The following is a 17,003-nucleotide window of genomic DNA, read 5'->3' on the forward strand; positions in this document are numbered from 1 at the left end:
CGCTGCAAACTCTGTGCAGACAGTCGGGACTGCCGGCCTTGCCGCTTATCTGGCGACTTCGGCCTCCGTCTGATCCGTGCAAAAAAGTTTACTCAGCGCATCCTGTTAAAACAATTAACATTTACGAGAAGAATTGTTAGTTTTTCTAATCAGTGAAAGGGAGCGGCGTGTGCTGCGCCTGCCAGACTGCGACTTCGGCGCGCAGCCATTCGATGAAGAGATTGACCTTGTTCTTGCGCAGATGGTCGACCGGGCAGACGATCCATTGCGTGGTCTGAGAGATGCGCGGCGGCTTGCGCACCGGGCAGATCAGCGTGCCCTCGCGCAGCTCGCGCCACATCATCAGGCTGCTTTCCAGCGCCAGGCCGATACCGTCGGCGGCGGCGTCGATCGCCATGTGGCTGCGGTCAAACAGCACGCGCCGCATCTGATTGGGTGGCGTGAATTTGTTGACCGAAAACCAGTAAGGCCATTGCACCTGCGATTTGACCGACTGAATCAGCCTGTGCTGCGGGACATCGGCCACGTCCATGCTGGCCGGCGCCGCATACTCCGGGCGGCAGACCGGAAAGAACCACTCCTCGGCCAGCCCCTCGGTGTACAGACCGGGCCACTGGCCGCGCCCGTGACGGATTTCCACATCCACGGTTTCGCGCGTGAAGTCGGTCACTTCATTGGTGCCGTTGAGACGCACTTCCAGATCGGGGTTGGCTTCCAGAAACGAGCGCAGGCGCGGCAGCAGCCATTTGCTGGACAGCGTCGGCGTGGCGCGCACCGTCAGCAAGGTCACCGGGCGCAGTCCGCGAATGCTCTGGGTCGCTTCGGAGATGCGGTCGATCTCTTCCGCGATCATCGAAAAATAGCGTTCGCCGGCCTCGGTCAGGGCGACGCCGCGTCCGACCTTGACCATCAGCGAGGTGCCCAGATGGGTTTCCAGCGACTGGATCTGCTGGCTGACGGCCGAGGGCGTGACATTGAGTTCTTCCGCCGCGCTGGAGATGCTGCCGGCGCGGGCTGCGGCATGAAATACGCTGATCGCGCGAAGCGGAAGATACATAAGGCAACCCTTTAAATTTTCTACACGATAGTGAAAAATAAATTAATTGTACTTCACCAATAAACCTTTTACATTCAATCACGCACTCACCCGGCAACCTCGCAGAAGGCACGCCGGGAGCCCGGAATGCACGCGCTTCAGCCGCGCGATCTGCTATCGGATCGCAAGCGCCTGAGCCAGTTTTCTGCAGCCGGGCACTGCCACCGCAGGAATCCGCCTGCCATCGCACCACCTTCAGCCGGTGGGCACGGCAACGGATCTTGAATCATAAAAATGGAGACAACAGCATGAGCACACCGAAAACGCCACGCGGCGACGCGTCCTCTATCGCCTCGCAGGATGCCCACCGCAACGACACCGCCCCCTGTGCCAAGCGCCGCAGTCTGTTGACGGCGGCTGCCGCCCTGCCGCTGTTCACGGTCTGGTCGCAGCCGGCGCGCGCCGCTGAATTCAATTACAAGCTGGCCACCGGTCAATCACTGGATCAGCCGATCAATGCCCGTCTGAAGCAGGCCACCGACCGCATCCGTGAAGCCAGCTCGGGCCGCCTCGACATCCGTTTTTTCCCGGCCAGCCAGCTCGGCTCGGATACGGATCTGCTGACCCAGGTGCGCTCCGGCGGCGTCGAGTTTCTGAATATCTCGGGCTCGGTGCTGTCGACCGTGGTGCCGCTGGCGGCCATCACCAATGTCGGCTTCACTTATTCCGACTATCAGCAGGTGTGGAGCAGCGTCGACGGCGATCTCGGCAAGCTGGTGCGGGCGCAGATCGACAAGAGCGGCTTCGTCTCGGTCTCGAAGGCCGGCGACAACAGCTTCCGCCAGATTTCATCAGCCTCCAAACCGATCAAGACGCCGGCCGATCTGCAGGGCTATCGCATCCGGGTGCCGGTGTCGCCGATGTTTACCTCGCTGTTCAAGGCACTGGGCGCCAATCCGACTTCGATCAACTTCAACGAGCTGTACACCGCGCTGCAGACCAAGCTGGTGGACGGCCAGGAAAACGGCCTGGTGGCCATCGAGGCCGGTAAGCTGTATGAAGTGCAGAAGTACATCAGCCAGACCAATCACATCTGGGATCCGTTCTGGCTGCTCGGCAACCGCCGCGCCTACGCCAGTCTGCCGGACGATCTGAAGAAGATCGTGCAGCGCGAATTCGACCGCGCCGCCGTCGAGCAGCGCGCCGATGTCGAGCAACTCAATACTTCGCTCAAGGAGCAGCTCAGCAAGAAGGGCATCGTGTTCGACACCGCCAATCGCGAGGCCTTCCGCAAAGCCTTGACCGACGCCGGCTTCTACAAGGAATGGCGCGACAAGTTCGGCGCCGCGCCCTGGGCTGCGCTGGAGGCCGTCGTAGGGAAAATGGCATGAGCGCGGCGCACAGCATGGCGCCGGCCAATTCCGCCGATCCGGGCGCCTTGCACAGCCAGCCCGGCCATGCGCTGGGCGCGCTGCAACGCGGGCTGGAACGAGCGGTCGAGATACTCGCCGCCATCGTGCTGGTGGCCGAGGTAGTGATCCTGTTCGTCGGCATCATTGCCCGTTCGGTGCTGCACGAATCGCTGGTATGGAGCGATGAGCTGGCGTCCATCCTGTTCCTGTGGCTGGCCATGCTGGGCAGCGCGCTGGCGGTACAGCGCTCCTGCCACATGCGGCTGACCTTCTTCGTCTCGAAACTGTCGCCGCGCGCGCAGGTCTGGGCCGAAACGCTGGCGGTCGGCATCACGGCGGTATTGCTGCTGATGGTGCTGCATCCCAGCTTCGACTATGTGGAAGATCAGGGCTTCGTCGAAACCCCGGCGCTGGGCTGGAGCGGCATGGTGCGCGCGCTGGCCTTGCCGGTCGGCTTCGCACTGGCGCTGGCCAGTTGCGCGCTGCGCCTGCTGCAGCACAAGCGCGCCGACATCTTCAGCGTCGGCGCGCTGATCGCCGTCATCGGCGGCGCCTGCTATCTGGCGGCACCGGCCCTAACCGCCATGGGCCAGAGCGCGCTGCCGATCTTCTTCATCGGCCTGCTCGGCGCAGCGGTGATGGCCGGCGCGCCGATTGCATTTGCCTTCGCCATCGCCACCTGCGCCTATCTGCTGAGCACCACGTCGACGCCGGTGGTCATCGTGGTCGGCCGCATGGATGAAGGCATGAGCAGCCTGATCCTGCTGGCGGTGCCGATGTTCGTGCTGCTGGGCCAACTGGTGCACGCCACCGGACTGGCGCGCGTGATGGTGGAATTTCTGGCTTCGCTGGTCGGCCATGTGCGCGGCGGCATGTCCTACGTACTGCTGGGCGCGATGCTGCTGGTGTCGGGCATTTCCGGTTCCAAGACCGCCGACATGGCGGCGGTGGCGCCGGTGCTGTTTCCTGAAATGCGCAAGCGCGGCATGCAGGACAGCGAACTGATTTCACTGCTGGCCGCCTCCGGCGCCATGAGCGAAACCATCCCGCCCTCGCTGGTGCTGATCGCCATCGCCTCGGTCACCGGCATCTCGATTGCCGCGCTGTTCACCGCCGGCATTCTGCCCGCCTTCGTGCTGGCCATCGTGCTCGGTATCGTGGCCTGGTGGCGTGCCGGCGCCGATCACGTCGAAAGCGCGCGGGCGCCGCTCAAGCATGTGCTGAAAACCTTCGCCATTTCGGTGCCGGCCCTGCTGCTGCCCTTCGTGATCCGCACCGCCGTGGTGGAAGGCGTGGCGACCGCGACCGAGGTCTCGACCATCGGCATCGCCTACTCGCTGATCGTCGGCCTGCTGATCTATCGCGGCAGTCTGAAGTGGAATATGGCCTTGCCGATTCTGGTGCAGACGGCGGCCTTGTCCGGCGCCATCCTGTTCATCGTCGGCGCCGCCAGCGCCATGGGCTGGGCGCTGACGCAATCGGGCTTCTCGCATGATCTGGCGGCCATCATGACGGCGGTGCCGGGCGGCGCCACCGGTTTCCTGCTGGTGTCGATTTTCGCCTTCATCGTGCTGGGCAGCGTACTCGAAGGCATTCCCGCCATCGTGCTGTTCGCGCCGCTGCTGTTTCCGATCGCGCGCCAGCTCGGCATCCATGAAATTCACTATGCGATGGTGGTGATTCTGGCGATGGGGCTGGGCGTGTTCGCGCCACCGTTCGGCCTGTGCTATTACGCGGCCTGCATCATCGGCCAGGTGCAACCGGAAGTCGCACTGCGCCGCATCTGGCTGTATCTGGGCGTGCTGCTGGTGGCGCTGATCGCGATCACTTTCATTCCCTGGATTTCGACCGGCTTCCTGTGAGCAGCGGCTGAGCAGCAAAGATCATGCACAGGTTCTGTGACCTCTGACCATCAAGCGAAATCGGGTCAGGCAGGTTTTGAGACGGCTCTGCGGAGCCGTCTTTTTTTATGCCGGGCTCAATGAAAAATGCGCGCCGCAATCAGAATATCGGCTCAGGCCAGGGCCTTTTCCCGGTAACGCTTCACCAGCAACGACATGCTGAAGCAGATCACGAAATACACCGCGCCGGCCACGAACAGCAGTTCGATGATGCGACCATTGCGTTCACCGATGCTGTAGGCGCGGCCGAAGAAATCGGCCAGCGCGCTGACATACACCAGCGAGGTGTCCTGAAACAGCACGATGCCTTGCGTCAGCAGCAGCGGCACCATGTTGCGGAAGGCCTGCGGCAGCACCACCAGCCGCATCGCCTGCGGATAGCTGAGCCCGAGTGCAAAGGCGGCGCCGATCTGGCCGCGCGCCACGCTGTTGATGCCGGCGCGGATGATCTCCGAGTAATACGCTGCTTCGAACAATGAAAACGCCACCAGCGCCGAGGTCATGCGCAGATCGTTGGAGGGCGACAGATTGAACAGCTTCTGCAGCAACTGCGGCATGATCAGGAAGAACCACAGCAGCACCATCACCAGCGGAATCGAGCGGAACAGATTCACGTAAAACATCGCAAACCAGCGCAGTGGTTTAATGTGCGACAGCCGCATCATCGCCAGCAAAGTGCCCCAGATCACACCGAACACAATCGCCACCAGCGTGATGCGCAGCGAGACCAGCATGCCGTCGGCCAGCACGTTGACGGCGGCCGGGGTGACCGCGCTGAAATCGAATTCGTAAGCCATGACTCTCTCGCTTCCTGTGTCTTTTGATGCGTCACTTGCCGCCGGCGGCGACCATGCCAGGCAGACTGGTTTTGATTTCCAGCCAGCGCATCAAGCCCATCACGCTCAGATTGATCAGCATGTAGGCCAGCGTGACGGCGATGAAGGCTTCGTAAGGCTGGGCGGTGTAATCCACCAGCTGCCGACCTTGCGCAGCCAGTTCCATCAGGCCGATGGTGGAAGCCACGGCAGAATTCTTGAAGATGGTCAGAAACTCCGAGCTCAGCGGCGGCAGCACGATGCGAAACGACATCGGCAGCAGCACGCAGCGATAGGTTTGCGCCAGCGTCAGGCCGAGCGCCAGACCGGCGTTCTTCTGCCCGCGCGGCAGCGAATCGATGCCGGAACGCACCTGCTCGCAAACGCGCGCGGCAGTGAACAGACCAAGGCACAGCATGGAAGTGACGAACTGCTGCATCAGCGGATCGAGCGCCTTGATGGCATCGCCGAAAGGCAGAATCTCCGGCATCGCGAAATACCAGATGAAAATCTGCACCAGCAGCGGCACATTGCGGAACAGCTCCACGTAGCATGCCGCAAAGCCCGACAGCCAGCGGTTCGGCAAAGTCCGCATGATGCCCAGCACGGTGCCCAGCGCGAGTGCGATCAGCCAGGCCGTCAGCCCCAGCAGGAAGGTCACCTTGAGGCCGGACAGCAGCCAGCCGAGATAGGTCTCGTTGCTGGACGGCGCCTGCAGAAATACCGACCAATGCCATTGATAAGACATCTGTGTCTCCTTAGCCGGTCTCGCCAGGTTCAGCGAACGGCAGTCCGCTCACCTGATCCTGACCGTCGGCGCGCATGTCAAACACATTGAGCGTCATCGCCACCAGCGCGTAGTAACCCAGCAGGCCGACCAGATTGACCACTACCGGCAAACCGAAGCGAATGCAGGCGGCGTCGTACACCGCATCCGACACGCGCTTGTCCTGGTACAACTCGGTGGCGAAACACCAGATCAGCAGCTCATCCTGATCGGCAAAATCCGGCCTCGCGCCAATACGAATCTGCTCCGCAACAACGGGCGACAGGCCGGCTTCAACTGCAATCGGCAGATGGATATGCCACTCCGCCTGCGACTGCCAGCGCGCCGCCGTCACCAGAATCGCCAGCTCCGACAAGCGCAGCGACAAGCCGGTGTCGTAACGGCAGTAAGCCCCCAGCCGCTGCGCCAGCTCGCCTAGTTGCGGGCTGTGTATCCAGGCCACGAAAGGACCGTTGAGGTTCTTGCGCGGGCCGTTCCGGATAGCGTCGAGCATGGCGCGCTGCTCGGCGTTCATCTGTTCGCGGCTCAGCGGCGGCAGGCGGTTGACTGGTGGCATGGTGAGGCTCCGGTTGAATGCGCGGATGAGTTCGGATCTGCTCCGCTCAATCCATGGGCTTGTCGGTCGGCGTGGCGTACAGCCTGGACACCGTCTCGGACATCGGGAAATTGAAGCTGACGTTCTTCGGCGGAATCGGGAAGGTGAACCACTTCGCATACATCTTCTTGATTTCGCCGTTCTTCATCAGCTCGCTCAGTGTAGCGTCGACCAGTTGCTTGAATTGCGGATCGTCCTTGCGCACCATGAAGGCATAAGGCTCGGCGCCGAACGGCGTGCCGGTCAGCAGCCAGTCGCCCGGCTTTTGCGCGGTGGTGCGGGCGCCGGCCAGCAGCACGTCATCCATCACATAGGCGGCGACACGGCCCGATTGCAGAATCAGAAAGGCTTCGCCGTAATCCTTGGCGCTCTGCAGCTGCATGTTCATCTTGCGATGTTCGTTGAGATTGCGCAGCAACTGTTCGGAAGTCGTACCGGCATTGGTCACCACCGCCTTGCCGGCCAGATCGGCGAAGTCCTTGATGCCGCTGTCGCGCCTGGTCAGGATGCGACTGCTGGCGACGAAGAAATTGGTGGCAAAGGAAACCTGCTGCCAGCGATTCTTGAGATTGCTGGTGACGCCGCATTCCAGATCGATGGTGCCGTTCTGCAGCAGGGGTGTGCGGTTCTGCGCGGTGACCGGCACCATGCGCACTTCCAGCGAAGGCGCATTCAGTTTCAGTTTGACCTGATCGATCACCTTCTGGCACAGGTCCTGCGAATAGCCGATCACCTTCTGGTTTTCGTCATAGTAGGAAAAGGGAATCGAGCTGGTGCGATGGCCGATGGCGATCAGATTGCCCTCCTTGATCTTTTGCAATGTCGGGCCCAGTGCAGGATCGGCCGCCCGGGCCGGTGCAGCGGCGAGCAGCACTACTGCGGAAAATACGGTGGAAACGATGGACGCGATGGACGCGATGGAAACGGCGGTAGCGGCTTGGCGTGACATTGGAACTCCCCTTGTTGGTTCAATGATCCGATGAATGAAGGCGGTAAGTGCGGAAAGTAAAAATCCCGACTCAGACAAAACCGGTCGCGGCATCGACCGCCGGTCCGAGGCGATTGACGATCTCGTCGATGTCGGCGGCGCTGCTGATGAAGGGCGGCGCCAGCAAGATGTGATCGCCCAGACGACCGTCGATGGTGCCGCCCATGGGATAGACCAGCACGCCGTTCTGCATGGCCTGCGCCTTGACCTTGGCATGGGTTTTGAGGGCAGGATCGAAAGGCTGCTTGCTGACGCGATCCGCCACCAGCTCGACGCCGACGAACAAACCGCGACCGCGGATATCGCCCACATAAGGGTGATCGGCAAAGCGCTCGCGCAAGACTGCGCGCAATTGTTCGCCGCGCTCACGCACATTGCTGAGCAGGTCTTCGTCGCGGATGGTCTGCTGCACCGCCAGCGCCGCAGCGCAGGCAGTCGCGTGGCCGATGTAAGTGTGGCCATGCTGGAAGAAGCCGGAGCCGGCCAGGATGGTGTCGTAGATCCTGTCGGTGCAGAGCATTGCGCCGATGGCCTGATAGCCGGCGCCCAGGCCCTTGGCGATCATCACGATGTCGGGCGTGATGCCATCTTCCTCGCAGGCGAACAGATAGCCGGTGCGGCCCATGCCGGACATCACTTCGTCCAGCATCAGCAGCACGCCGTACTTGTCGCACACCGCGCGCATCCTGCGGAAGTAATCGGCGACCGGCGGCACTGCGCCGGCGGTGGCGCCGACCACGGTTTCGGCGACGAAGGCCGCCACGTTTTCCGCGCCCAGCGCCAGAATCTTTTGCTCCAGCTCATCGGCCAGACGCTGCACATATTGTCTATCGCTTTCACCCTCAAGGCGGTCGCGATAGGCATAGCAAGGCGCGACATGATGCGCCTCGATCAGCAGCGGCAGAAAGGCTTCACGGCGCCAGGCATTGCCGCCGATGGCCAGCGCGCCCAGGGTATTGCCGTGGTAGCTCTGGCGACGCGCAATGAAGTATTTGCGCTGCGGCTGTCCGGCCTCGACATGATATTGGCGCGCCAGCTTGAGCCCGGCCTCCACAGCTTCGGAACCGCCCGACACGAAGTACACATGATTCAGCGTACCCGGCGCCGCCGCCGTCAGCATGGCGGCCAGCTCTTCCGCCGGTTCGGTGGTGAAGAAGGAGGTGTGCGCATAGGCCAGCGCATCCACCTGTTTGTGGATCGCCGCCAGCACGCGCGGATGTCCATGGCCCAGACAGGACACCGCCGCACCGCCGCAGGCATCGATGTAAGACTTGCCTTGCTGGTCGATCAGCTCCAAGCCCTTGCCGCCGACGGCGACCGGCATGTTCTGTCTGGGGTTCCGATGGAATATCCGGCTCATCTCGCTTCCTCTTCGCTTCTGTCCGTGTCGGCAACATACGTTGCAAAATTCAGTAAGAACGCAATATAAGCGAAGCAAAATCACATTGCAACATATGTTGCACATATTTTTATTAATGATTTTTTTGGTGCAATGCGGAATGCGGCGTGACGTCTTTTGGTGCGTCATTGCAGCCAGGTCAGCCGGCTATTCCGGGCCGGGAAGAACAGCTGCCGCCAAAGAAAAAATGCCGGCAAGCGCCGGCATTTCAATTGCAGAAGAGTAAGGAGAAATCCGCTGATAGCCCCTCAGGTGCGGGCTCAAGTGCGGCTCAGCCGCGGCCGCAGCCGCCGGACATCAGCGGCTGACCGGCGTCACATAAGCGCCGGTGCGATGCAGATCCTGCTCGGCCAGCTCCAGCCGTTTGACGGCTTTGCCGTCGTCCATCGAGATCACCAGCTCGATCAGGCTCTCTGCAACAGCTGTTGCAGCGGCCATGGAGGGAAAGAAGGATGGGCTCTCATGCGAGAACAGAATCGTGTGATCGGCCTTGAGGGCAATCGGCGATACCGCGCTGTCGGTCAGCGCAATCAGCTTGCCGCCGGCGGCGGATGCTGCGTCCGCCACCCGCACCGCTTCCGCCGAATAGGGCGCGAAGCTGATCACCACCACCGCGTCCTGCGGCTCGATGGCGCGCAACTCTTGCTCGATGGAACCGGCGCCGCCATTGATCAGGCTGACCGAAGTGCGGAACAGGCGATACAGGTAGTGCAACAGAAATGAAATCGAAAATGCCGCACGGAATCCGGCGATGTGCACATGGCGCGCCTTGACCATGATTCTGGCGGCGGCCAGCAACTGGTCGGCGCTCTTGGGTTCGGAGGCGTCGAGATTGGTGCGCTGGGCATCGAAAATCTCGGCCACCAGCTTGTCGCTATTGCTGCGCCTGACGATGCTCTTGGCCTTGAAGGCATAGGCCTTGGGATTGCCGGCCAGACGTTCTACGAACAGCGCACGCAGCTCGGCCCAGCCGGCGAAGCCCAGATATTGGGCCAGCCGCACGAAGGTCGACGGTTGCACCTCGGCCTTGACGGCGATGGCGCGCATGGTCGATACCGCAACCTCGCCAGGATTGTCCAGCAGAAAGGCGGCGCCGGCCTGAAACTGCGGACGCATCTCGGGAAAGCGCTCGCGGATCGCGGCTTCCAGTTCGCTGAAGCTGCCGGGCGGTGCATAGGCGGAGCCGGCATGATCGGTCGTGTCGGCGGTATCGGTTTTCATGGCGGCTGGATGCGGAATCGGTCGGAGGAATGCAAAATGAATGCGACGAGCGTGACGCTCAAGGCGCCGATAGTAGCAAAAAAATCGCTGCCACCGATCTGCTTATCCGCATCTTCCGATTGACGTGCCTGTGAATTGCATCAGTGCACCGCGCTCAGTCCAGCAGGAAGTTGCGCGGCGACGTTGCCAGCACCTCGCCTTCGCTGCCGCTTTCATCCTTGAGCGCAACGCCGGTCAGTTGCCGCTTGTGCGCTTCAGCTAAGAGATAGTGCAGCTTGTAGGCAGCTTCCTCGTAACGCATGCCTTCCGGCCGCACGTTGGAAATGCAGTTGCGGCCGGCGTCGCTGAGGCCGACGCGCGGCATCCAGCTCAGGTACAAGCCCATGCTGTCGGGCGAACTCAAACCCGGCCGTTCGCCGATCAGCACCACCACCAGCCGTGCGCGCAGCAGCTGGCCGACTTCATCGCCGACCGCGACCCGCCCCTGACGCACGATGGTGAGCGGCGCCTGAGTCCAGTTCTGTGCTGCGATGCGCGGCTGCAATGCGGCCAGAAACGGCGCTGCGTTCTTGGCGATGGCCAGCGCCGACAGGCCGTCGGCAATCACGAAGGCCAGATCGTAGATGCGCTGATCGGCGCTATCTTCTGCAACATCTGCTGCGCCGTCGGGTTCAGCAAATTGCTGGCGCGCCGCGTCACTGAGCCGCCGTCCCAGATCGGGCCTTTGCAGATAAGTGAGACGGTCGGGCGCGGCGCTGTTTACCACCCGGCACGCTTCACTCCCCGGGATGGCGGCTGCGCGCAATTGCTGTTGCAGATGATCGGTATCCAGCGCCAGGTGCACCGCGTCGCGCGCCTGCGCATGTGCCAGTTGAAATGCCAGTTGCGGCGCCGTCGGCAAACTCACTCCGGCGCGCCCGAGTGCAATGCGCGCCGCCGTGAACTTGCGCAGCGCTTGCCAGGGGTTGTCGACAACGGGTTTCTTCGGCTGGTCCATCGAATGTCTCCGCTTTCAGGACAAACGTCGCAGCGCTTCGCTGAAGCCCGGCGGCAAACCGGGATGCAGTTGAAATTGCGGTGCGTCGCTGAAAATCTGCATCTGCTGCAGCCAGGCCTCGAACTCCGGCGCCGGCCTCAGCCCCAGCACGCGACGCGCATACAGTGCGTCATGGAAGGACGTCGTCTGGTAATTCAGCATGATGTCGTCGGAGCCGGGAATGCCCATCACGAAGCTGCAACCGGCGGTCGCCAGCAAGGTCAGCAGATTGTCCATGTCGTTCTGATCGGCCTCGGCGTGATTGGTGTAGCAGACGTCGCAGCCCATGGGCAGGCCGAGCAGCTTGGCGCAGAAATGATCTTCCAGGCCGGCGCGGATGATCTGCTTGCCGTCGTACAGATATTCGGGGCCGATGAAGCCGACCACGGTATTGACCAGCAGCGGTTTGAATTTTCTGGCGACGGCATAGGCGCGCGCTTCGCAGGTCTGCTGATCGATGCCGTGATGCGCGTTGGCCGACAGCGCGCTGCCCTGCCCGGTCTCGAAGTACATGACATGCTCGCCGACGGTGCCGCGCCTGAGCGACAGCGCAGCGCTGCGGGCTTCCCCCAGCAAGGCCAGATCGATGCCGAAACTGCGATTCGCCGCCTCGGTGCCGGCAATCGACTGGAACACCAGATCGACCGGCGCGCCGCGCTCGATGGCGGCCATGGTGTTGGTGACGTGGGTCAGCACGCAGGACTGCGTGGGGATCTCGTAGCGCGCGATGATGTCGGCCATCATGTTCACCAGATTGATCACCTGCGGCACATTGTCGGTGGCCGGGTTGATGCCGAACACCGCATCGCCGCTGCCGTACAGCAAGCCGTCCAGCAGACTGGCGGCGATGCCGCTGGCATCGTCGGTCGGATGATTCGGCTGCAGCCGGGTGGACAGGCGCCCCTCGAGGCCGATGGTGTTGCGGAAGGCGGTCACCACGCGACATTTTTTCGCCACCAGAATCAGATCCTGATTGCGCATGATCTTGCTCACCGCAGCGGCCATTTCCGGTGTGATACCGGGTGCGACGGCGGCCAGCACAGCACTGTCCACTTCATCGCTCAACAGCCAGTTGCGGAAGTCGCCCACCGTCAGATGGCTGACGGCGGCAAAGGCGGCGGCATCGTGATCGTCGATGATCAGGCGCGTGATTTCATCGCTCTCGTAGGGGACCAGCACTTCGTTGAGAAAGGTGCGCAGCGGCAATTCCGCCAGCGCCATCTGCGCCACCGCGCGCTGCTCGGCGCTGGCTGCGCCGACGCCGGCCAGCATGTCGCCCGAGCGCTGCGGCGTGGCCTTTGCCATCAGATCCCTGAGGTCCGCGAAGTGATGCGTCAGCGTACCCACCGTGTGGCTGAAGCGATGTGCGCTCATGCCGGTCTTCCTCCGTGTTTTCTCAGCCGCCATCTGCAGATGCGCTGCTGCGCTACCGCAGCAGCTCATCTGTGCGGCTTTAAGCGATCAGCAGCGGCGCCGTCTTGCCGTACTTGATACTGGTTTCCACCGGTAACCAGTTGCCAGTGGATTCTTGCCGCCCCTGCAACAAAAAGCGCGGCTGGCCGGAAGTCATTTGTGTCGCAGCCAGTTTCGACAGCTCGCCGATCTTTCCGTTCTTCATGCGGTTGACGATCAACCCGAAACGGGTATCGGCAAAGTCGCGCAGCATGTCGTAATCGCCATCGCTGTCGCCGGCCACGAACAGCGGGCCGTAACCCTTGGCAGCCACCAGTTCGCTCTTGATGGCGACGGTCTTGCCCGGGCCCCAGGTCAGCGGCCAGTTCTTCAGATAGGCGTTGCGATAGGCGCCGCCCTGCTGCTCCAGACGCAGACCGATGACGTTCTCGCGCTGGACGTTGTAGCCGTATTTCGGATTGGTGGCGAACACCGCCACCACGTCTTCCAGCGAGGCGGTACAGACATAGATATCGATGCCGTGATCGCGGAAGGTGTCCATCATGCCGCCCACTTCCGTGCACAGACGGATGCCATGAAAGTGCGTGACGCTGACCACGCCGGCGCGGCCCGGCCGATCCGCCGGGCTGGTGTATTTAACCTTGGTCAGTGCGGCGCCGAGCGCAGCATCGTTGGATGCCTCAGCCAGCGCCATCACTTCCGCCACGCTCATGTTGGCGAAGAAGTAGATCACCCAGGGATAGCCGACATTCACGCCATGCGTGTCGTTGACGGCTTCATACAGATAGTAGAGCTTGGCGCGGAAGTCCAGAAACTCGGACGTGACGCTGATTTCTTCCAGCGATTTGCTGCCGGCGAAGCCCTTGTAGCCGGCATGCAGGAAAGCGTAGTCGGCGTCGAGGTCGGCGCAGATCGAATCCAGATCGACGATATTGCCGGCGGCGTTCTTGAAGTCCTTGCTGAAGGGACCGGGCGGCACGTTCTGACGGATGATGGCGCCGAATTCCGCCGGCGTCAGCTTGAACGACAGAGTATTGATCTGATGCATCAGCAGCGCTTCTTCGCAGTCGTTCATGATGCTGGTGTTGTCCCAGTCGAACACTGCGTAAGGACGCTTGTTGCTCTTGTAGCCGGCGGAGGTATTGCCGTACATGGCGATCATCTGCGCCACCATTTCATGATTGCGCGGCGACCACTTTGCGCGATCCAGTCCGACCGGCGCCTTGGCCTTTTTCATCTTGGCCTCGGCCAGCACCGGTGCGCCGACCATCGCGGCGCCGGCGGCGGAAGCCAGCGCGCGTCCCAGAAATCCCCGGCGCGCAATCACTGGCGCATTTCCCTGTTGTTCATTTTTCATGTTGTGCATTCTCTGGTGAAGGTTGAGACGATATTTAAATCAGACAGCGTAAAAATAAGGAGGCAGATGCGCTTCAGTGTTCGGCGGTTACCAGCTGTTCGGCGTCCTGACGACTGCGTGCGGTCATCAGGAAATAGACGTAACCGAGCGCCAGGAACAGCAGGAAGATGCCGAAGATCAGCGGGTTGTAATAGATCATGGTAGCCATGCAGATCAGTGCCCCGAACAAGGCGAAGGCCGGGAAGAGGGGATACAGCGGCGCACGGAAAGGACGCACCAGATGCGCTTCGCTGCGGCGCAGTTTGAACAGGCTGAGCATGCTCAGGATGTACATCAGAATGGCGCCGAACACCGACATGGTGACGATGTTGGCGGTCAGGGTCTGGCCGCCGATCTTGATCAGCTCGTCGCTGTAGATGGCCGCGATGCCGACCGCGCCGCCCGCCAGAATCGCCCGGTGCGGGGTCTTGAAGCGCGGATGCACCTTGGCGAAATAGGCCGGCAGATAAGCCTCGCGCGCCAGCGCAAAGATCTGCCGCGAGTAACCGAGAATGATGCCGTGGAACGAAGCCACCAGACCGAACAGGCCAAGCCAGACCAGCATGTGCAGCCAGTTGCTGTTTTCGCCGACGATCAGCTTCATGGCCTGCGGCAGCGGGTCGTTGATGTTGGCCAGCTTGGTCCAGTCGCCGGCGCCGCCGGCAAACAGCATCACGCCGATGGCCAGCACCACCAGCGTCAGGATGCCGGTGATGTAAGCGATGGGAATGGAGCGGCGCGGATCCTTGGCTTCTTCCGCCGCCATCGCCACGCCCTCGATGGCGAGGAAAAACCAGATCGCAAAGGGGATCGCGGCGAACATGCCGGGGATCGCCGCGAGGCTGAAATTGTCGCTGCCGGACCAGCCGCCCTTGGTGAAGTTGAGCAGCGAGAAGCCGGGCGAGACCACACCCATGAACACCAGCAGTTCGAAGATCGCCAGCAAGGTCACGCACAGCTCGAAAGTGGCGGCGATCTGCACACCGACAATGTTGAGCGTCATGAACACAACGTAGGCGCCGAGCGCGGCCAGCTTGGGATCGATAGAAGGAAACTGCACGTTCAGATAGGCGCCGATGGCCAGTGAAATGGCCGGCGGCGCGAACACGAATTCGATCAGCGTCGCAGCGCCGGCGAGATAGCCGCCGGTCGGGCCGAAGGCGCGCCGGCTATAGGCAAACGGGCCGCCCGCATGCGGAATCGACGTGGTCAGCTCGGTGAAGCTGAAGATGAAGGTGGTGTACATCGCAGCGATGAACAGTGCGGTGACGGTGAAGCCCAGCGTGCCGGCAGTGGCCCAGCCGTAACTCCAGCCGAAGTATTCGCCGGAAATCACCAGACCGACGGCGATGCCCCATAGCTGCAGGGTACTCAATACCGGTTTGAGCACCGCGCCGTGCGGCGAAGCGGAAGCGGAGCTGGCGGGGGGGCTGCGTTCCATACATGGACTCCTGTGCATTGATTGGCTTGCTGGCCAGGTCGTGGATGGGAATATCGATCAGCGATTTCCAGAGTGCAGCGTGGGTGCCTGAACGACGGGCATAACGCTTGCTTGCATCTGGCGTCATCAGCTTGTGCGGCGAATATAACAACGCAGTGAAATACGGCGTTATCGAAATTCGGCAAACATGCGGCCTGTACTTCAAGCACGGGCAAGGCTGACTGGATGCACGGCTCGGCACCGCATGCAATTCAGGCAACTTGTTTCCTTGCATCATCATGGATGCATCTACCGGGGTTTCCAGCATGCCAACTCATCTGTTCCAGACTGACACGCCGGCGCACCGCGCCGACACACTGCGCACTGTCATCGCCCGCGATGTGGATGAGCACGCGCACAATCTGACCAATTGGGAACAGCGCTACGACCAGATCACCGCCGGCCGTTTTTGCGGGGTGCTCGATGAGTGGCGCGCCGACAGCCTGCAGATTTTTCGCGAGCGCGGCAGCCGCGCAGTGCGTCAATCCTGCAAGGTGTGGCCGGATGCATTCTGGTTCGGCATCGAACCGGTGGCGACCGGCATGCGCATCAACGGCCGCCAGGTGGGCGCCGATGCGATCCTGACCCGGCCCGGCAACTGCGAGTTCGAACTGATGACGCCGGACGATCACGAAATCCTCGGCATCGTGATTCAGCGCAATGCATTGCTGGATTCGGCGGCGCAACTCGGCTGTGAAATCGAATGGGGCAAACTGGCGGCGGCCGAGTTGCTGCATGTCGACAATGCAGCGCTGAACGCCTGCCGCAGCAGTATTGAAATGCTGCTGGCGAAAGATGTTCACGCGCCCGAGGATCAGGCCATCACGATCAGCAGCCATCGCCAGATCCGCGCGATGCAGCAGGAAAGCGTGATCACCTCCCTGCTGGCGCTGCTCGACAGCAGCGAAATCGAAAGCGAGGCCTGCGCCAGTCTGCAACGCCGGCGCCGCATCGTCGGCGATGCGCGCGACTTTGCGATGAACCATCAGGAGCTGCCGATCACCGTGCCCATGCTGTGCGAACAATTGCATGTGAGCCGACGCACGCTGCAATACTGCTTCGAAGACGTGCTCGGCATCAGTCCCATGACATATCTGCGTTCGCTGCGCCTGAACGGCGTGCGACGCCAGTTGCTGGCGCCGGCCGATGGCGCGGTCAGTATCGGCGACGTCGCTGCCGCCTGGGGCTTCGGCAACTTCAGCCAGTTCTCCTGCGACTACAAGAAGCTGTTCGGCGAATCGCCGTCGAGCGCGCTGCGTGCCGCTGCAGGCCAGGGCATGGTGTATGCCGTGCAGGCGCATTGAGATGCTCATGCATTGCAATGATGCGCTGTTGAACGCTGCGGCTTCCATGAATGTGGATTGACCCAGCAAGAAGCTGAATGCCCCACCTTGACGCGGCTACGCTGAGACGACGCCGGCCGGCATCCTGAGGTCAGCCCCACGCTCCCCTGCCCGCCTCCTTGCTTCCGCGCAGTTGCTCGCAGCTTCCCCGCATTTCCCTTTCCCTGCGGCATGAGAAAAA

Annotated in this window: 14 protein-coding genes; 3 read left to right on the forward strand and 11 right to left on the reverse strand. The window is 61.9% G+C overall.

Annotated elements, in window-relative coordinates; translation table 11 throughout:
* Positions 1-145: 145 nt before the first annotated feature.
* Positions 146-1,057 carry a LysR substrate-binding domain-containing protein gene (locus PQR62_RS19120; RefSeq protein ID WP_408159597.1) on the reverse strand — a complete coding sequence of 304 codons (912 nt, stop codon included), beginning with the start codon at positions 1,055-1,057 and terminating at the stop codon, positions 146-148.
* 287 nt (positions 1,058-1,344) lie between these two features.
* Between PQR62_RS19120 and PQR62_RS19125 the strand changes: the two genes are divergently transcribed.
* A complete protein-coding gene (locus tag PQR62_RS19125; protein WP_408159598.1) occupies positions 1,345-2,427 on the forward strand; it encodes a TRAP transporter substrate-binding protein in 1,083 nt (360 codons plus the stop codon).
* Positions 2,424-4,310: a TRAP transporter large permease gene (locus tag PQR62_RS19130; protein ID WP_408159599.1), complete on the forward strand. Its 1,887-nt coding sequence runs from the start codon at positions 2,424-2,426 to the stop codon at positions 4,308-4,310. The genes PQR62_RS19125 and PQR62_RS19130 overlap by 4 nt, the downstream gene beginning before the upstream one ends.
* Before the next feature lie 152 nt (positions 4,311-4,462).
* Here PQR62_RS19130 and gltK read toward each other — a convergent pair whose 3' ends face one another.
* The 10 genes from gltK to eat form a co-directional block, all read right to left on the reverse strand.
* Positions 4,463-5,146 (reverse strand): glutamate/aspartate ABC transporter permease GltK, encoded by a 684-nt coding sequence (gene gltK / locus PQR62_RS19135; protein ID WP_408159600.1) that lies wholly within the window; start codon positions 5,144-5,146, stop codon positions 4,463-4,465.
* Between the two features lie 31 nt (positions 5,147-5,177).
* Positions 5,178-5,912: an amino acid ABC transporter permease gene (locus PQR62_RS19140; RefSeq protein ID WP_408159601.1), complete on the reverse strand. Its 735-nt coding sequence runs from the start codon at positions 5,910-5,912 to the stop codon at positions 5,178-5,180.
* Between the two features lie 10 nt (positions 5,913-5,922).
* Positions 5,923-6,507: a carboxymuconolactone decarboxylase family protein gene (locus tag PQR62_RS19145; protein ID WP_408159602.1), complete on the reverse strand. Its 585-nt coding sequence runs from the start codon at positions 6,505-6,507 to the stop codon at positions 5,923-5,925.
* 46 nt (positions 6,508-6,553) lie between these two features.
* Entirely contained in the window at positions 6,554-7,495 is a 942-nt protein-coding gene (locus PQR62_RS19150; RefSeq protein ID WP_408159603.1) for a transporter substrate-binding domain-containing protein, read from the reverse strand.
* A 70-nt stretch (positions 7,496-7,565) separates the two neighbouring features.
* Positions 7,566-8,894 carry an aspartate aminotransferase family protein gene (locus tag PQR62_RS19155; RefSeq protein WP_408159604.1) on the reverse strand — a complete coding sequence of 443 codons (1,329 nt, stop codon included), beginning with the start codon at positions 8,892-8,894 and terminating at the stop codon, positions 7,566-7,568.
* A gap of 336 nt (positions 8,895-9,230) precedes the next feature.
* On the reverse strand, positions 9,231-10,154 hold the full coding sequence (locus PQR62_RS19160) for a MurR/RpiR family transcriptional regulator (protein WP_408159605.1): 924 nt from the start codon (positions 10,152-10,154) through the stop codon (positions 9,231-9,233).
* Positions 10,155-10,308: 154 nt separating this feature from the next.
* Positions 10,309-11,151, reverse strand: a complete 843-nt coding sequence (gene eutC, locus PQR62_RS19165; RefSeq protein WP_408159606.1) for an ethanolamine ammonia-lyase subunit EutC — start codon at positions 11,149-11,151, stop codon at positions 10,309-10,311.
* A gap of 15 nt (positions 11,152-11,166) precedes the next feature.
* Complete coding sequence (locus PQR62_RS19170; RefSeq protein ID WP_408159607.1) at positions 11,167-12,564, reverse strand: ethanolamine ammonia-lyase subunit EutB; 1,398 nt, start codon at positions 12,562-12,564, stop codon at positions 11,167-11,169.
* 79 nt (positions 12,565-12,643) lie between these two features.
* Positions 12,644-13,969, reverse strand: coding sequence for a haloacid dehalogenase-like hydrolase (locus PQR62_RS19175; protein ID WP_408159608.1), 1,326 nt, complete (start codon positions 13,967-13,969; stop codon positions 12,644-12,646).
* Between the two features lie 64 nt (positions 13,970-14,033).
* On the reverse strand, positions 14,034-15,440 hold the full coding sequence (eat, locus tag PQR62_RS19180; protein WP_408159609.1) for an ethanolamine permease: 1,407 nt from the start codon (positions 15,438-15,440) through the stop codon (positions 14,034-14,036).
* A 305-nt stretch (positions 15,441-15,745) separates the two neighbouring features.
* On the opposite strand from eat, the gene PQR62_RS19185 reads away from it, so the two are divergent.
* Positions 15,746-16,783 carry a helix-turn-helix domain-containing protein gene (locus tag PQR62_RS19185; protein WP_408159610.1) on the forward strand — a complete coding sequence of 346 codons (1,038 nt, stop codon included), beginning with the start codon at positions 15,746-15,748 and terminating at the stop codon, positions 16,781-16,783.
* The last annotated feature ends 220 nt before the right edge of the window (positions 16,784-17,003 follow it).

Origin of the sequence: Herbaspirillum lusitanum (assembly GCF_046025995.1) — a bacterium.
Taxonomy (GTDB): Bacteria; Pseudomonadota; Gammaproteobacteria; order Burkholderiales; family Burkholderiaceae_D; genus Herbaspirillum; species Herbaspirillum lusitanum_A.

Coding starts and splice junctions, on each gene's coding strand:
- PQR62_RS19120 (WP_408159597.1), bottom strand. CDS start 1,057: ATGTATCTTCCGCTTCGCGCGATCAGCGTATTTCATGCCGCAGCCCGC.
- PQR62_RS19125 (WP_408159598.1), top strand. CDS start 1,345: ATGAGCACACCGAAAACGCCACGCGGCGACGCGTCCTCTATCGCCTCG.
- PQR62_RS19130 (WP_408159599.1), top strand. CDS start 2,424: ATGAGCGCGGCGCACAGCATGGCGCCGGCCAATTCCGCCGATCCGGGC.
- gltK (WP_408159600.1), bottom strand. CDS start 5,146: ATGGCTTACGAATTCGATTTCAGCGCGGTCACCCCGGCCGCCGTCAAC.
- PQR62_RS19140 (WP_408159601.1), bottom strand. CDS start 5,912: ATGTCTTATCAATGGCATTGGTCGGTATTTCTGCAGGCGCCGTCCAGC.
- PQR62_RS19145 (WP_408159602.1), bottom strand. CDS start 6,507: ATGCCACCAGTCAACCGCCTGCCGCCGCTGAGCCGCGAACAGATGAAC.
- PQR62_RS19150 (WP_408159603.1), bottom strand. CDS start 7,495: ATGTCACGCCAAGCCGCTACCGCCGTTTCCATCGCGTCCATCGCGTCC.
- PQR62_RS19155 (WP_408159604.1), bottom strand. CDS start 8,894: ATGAGCCGGATATTCCATCGGAACCCCAGACAGAACATGCCGGTCGCC.
- PQR62_RS19160 (WP_408159605.1), bottom strand. CDS start 10,154: ATGAAAACCGATACCGCCGACACGACCGATCATGCCGGCTCCGCCTAT.
- eutC (WP_408159606.1), bottom strand. CDS start 11,151: ATGGACCAGCCGAAGAAACCCGTTGTCGACAACCCCTGGCAAGCGCTG.
- PQR62_RS19170 (WP_408159607.1), bottom strand. CDS start 12,564: ATGAGCGCACATCGCTTCAGCCACACGGTGGGTACGCTGACGCATCAC.
- PQR62_RS19175 (WP_408159608.1), bottom strand. CDS start 13,969: ATGCACAACATGAAAAATGAACAACAGGGAAATGCGCCAGTGATTGCG.
- eat (WP_408159609.1), bottom strand. CDS start 15,440: ATGGAACGCAGCCCCCCCGCCAGCTCCGCTTCCGCTTCGCCGCACGGC.
- PQR62_RS19185 (WP_408159610.1), top strand. CDS start 15,746: ATGCCAACTCATCTGTTCCAGACTGACACGCCGGCGCACCGCGCCGAC.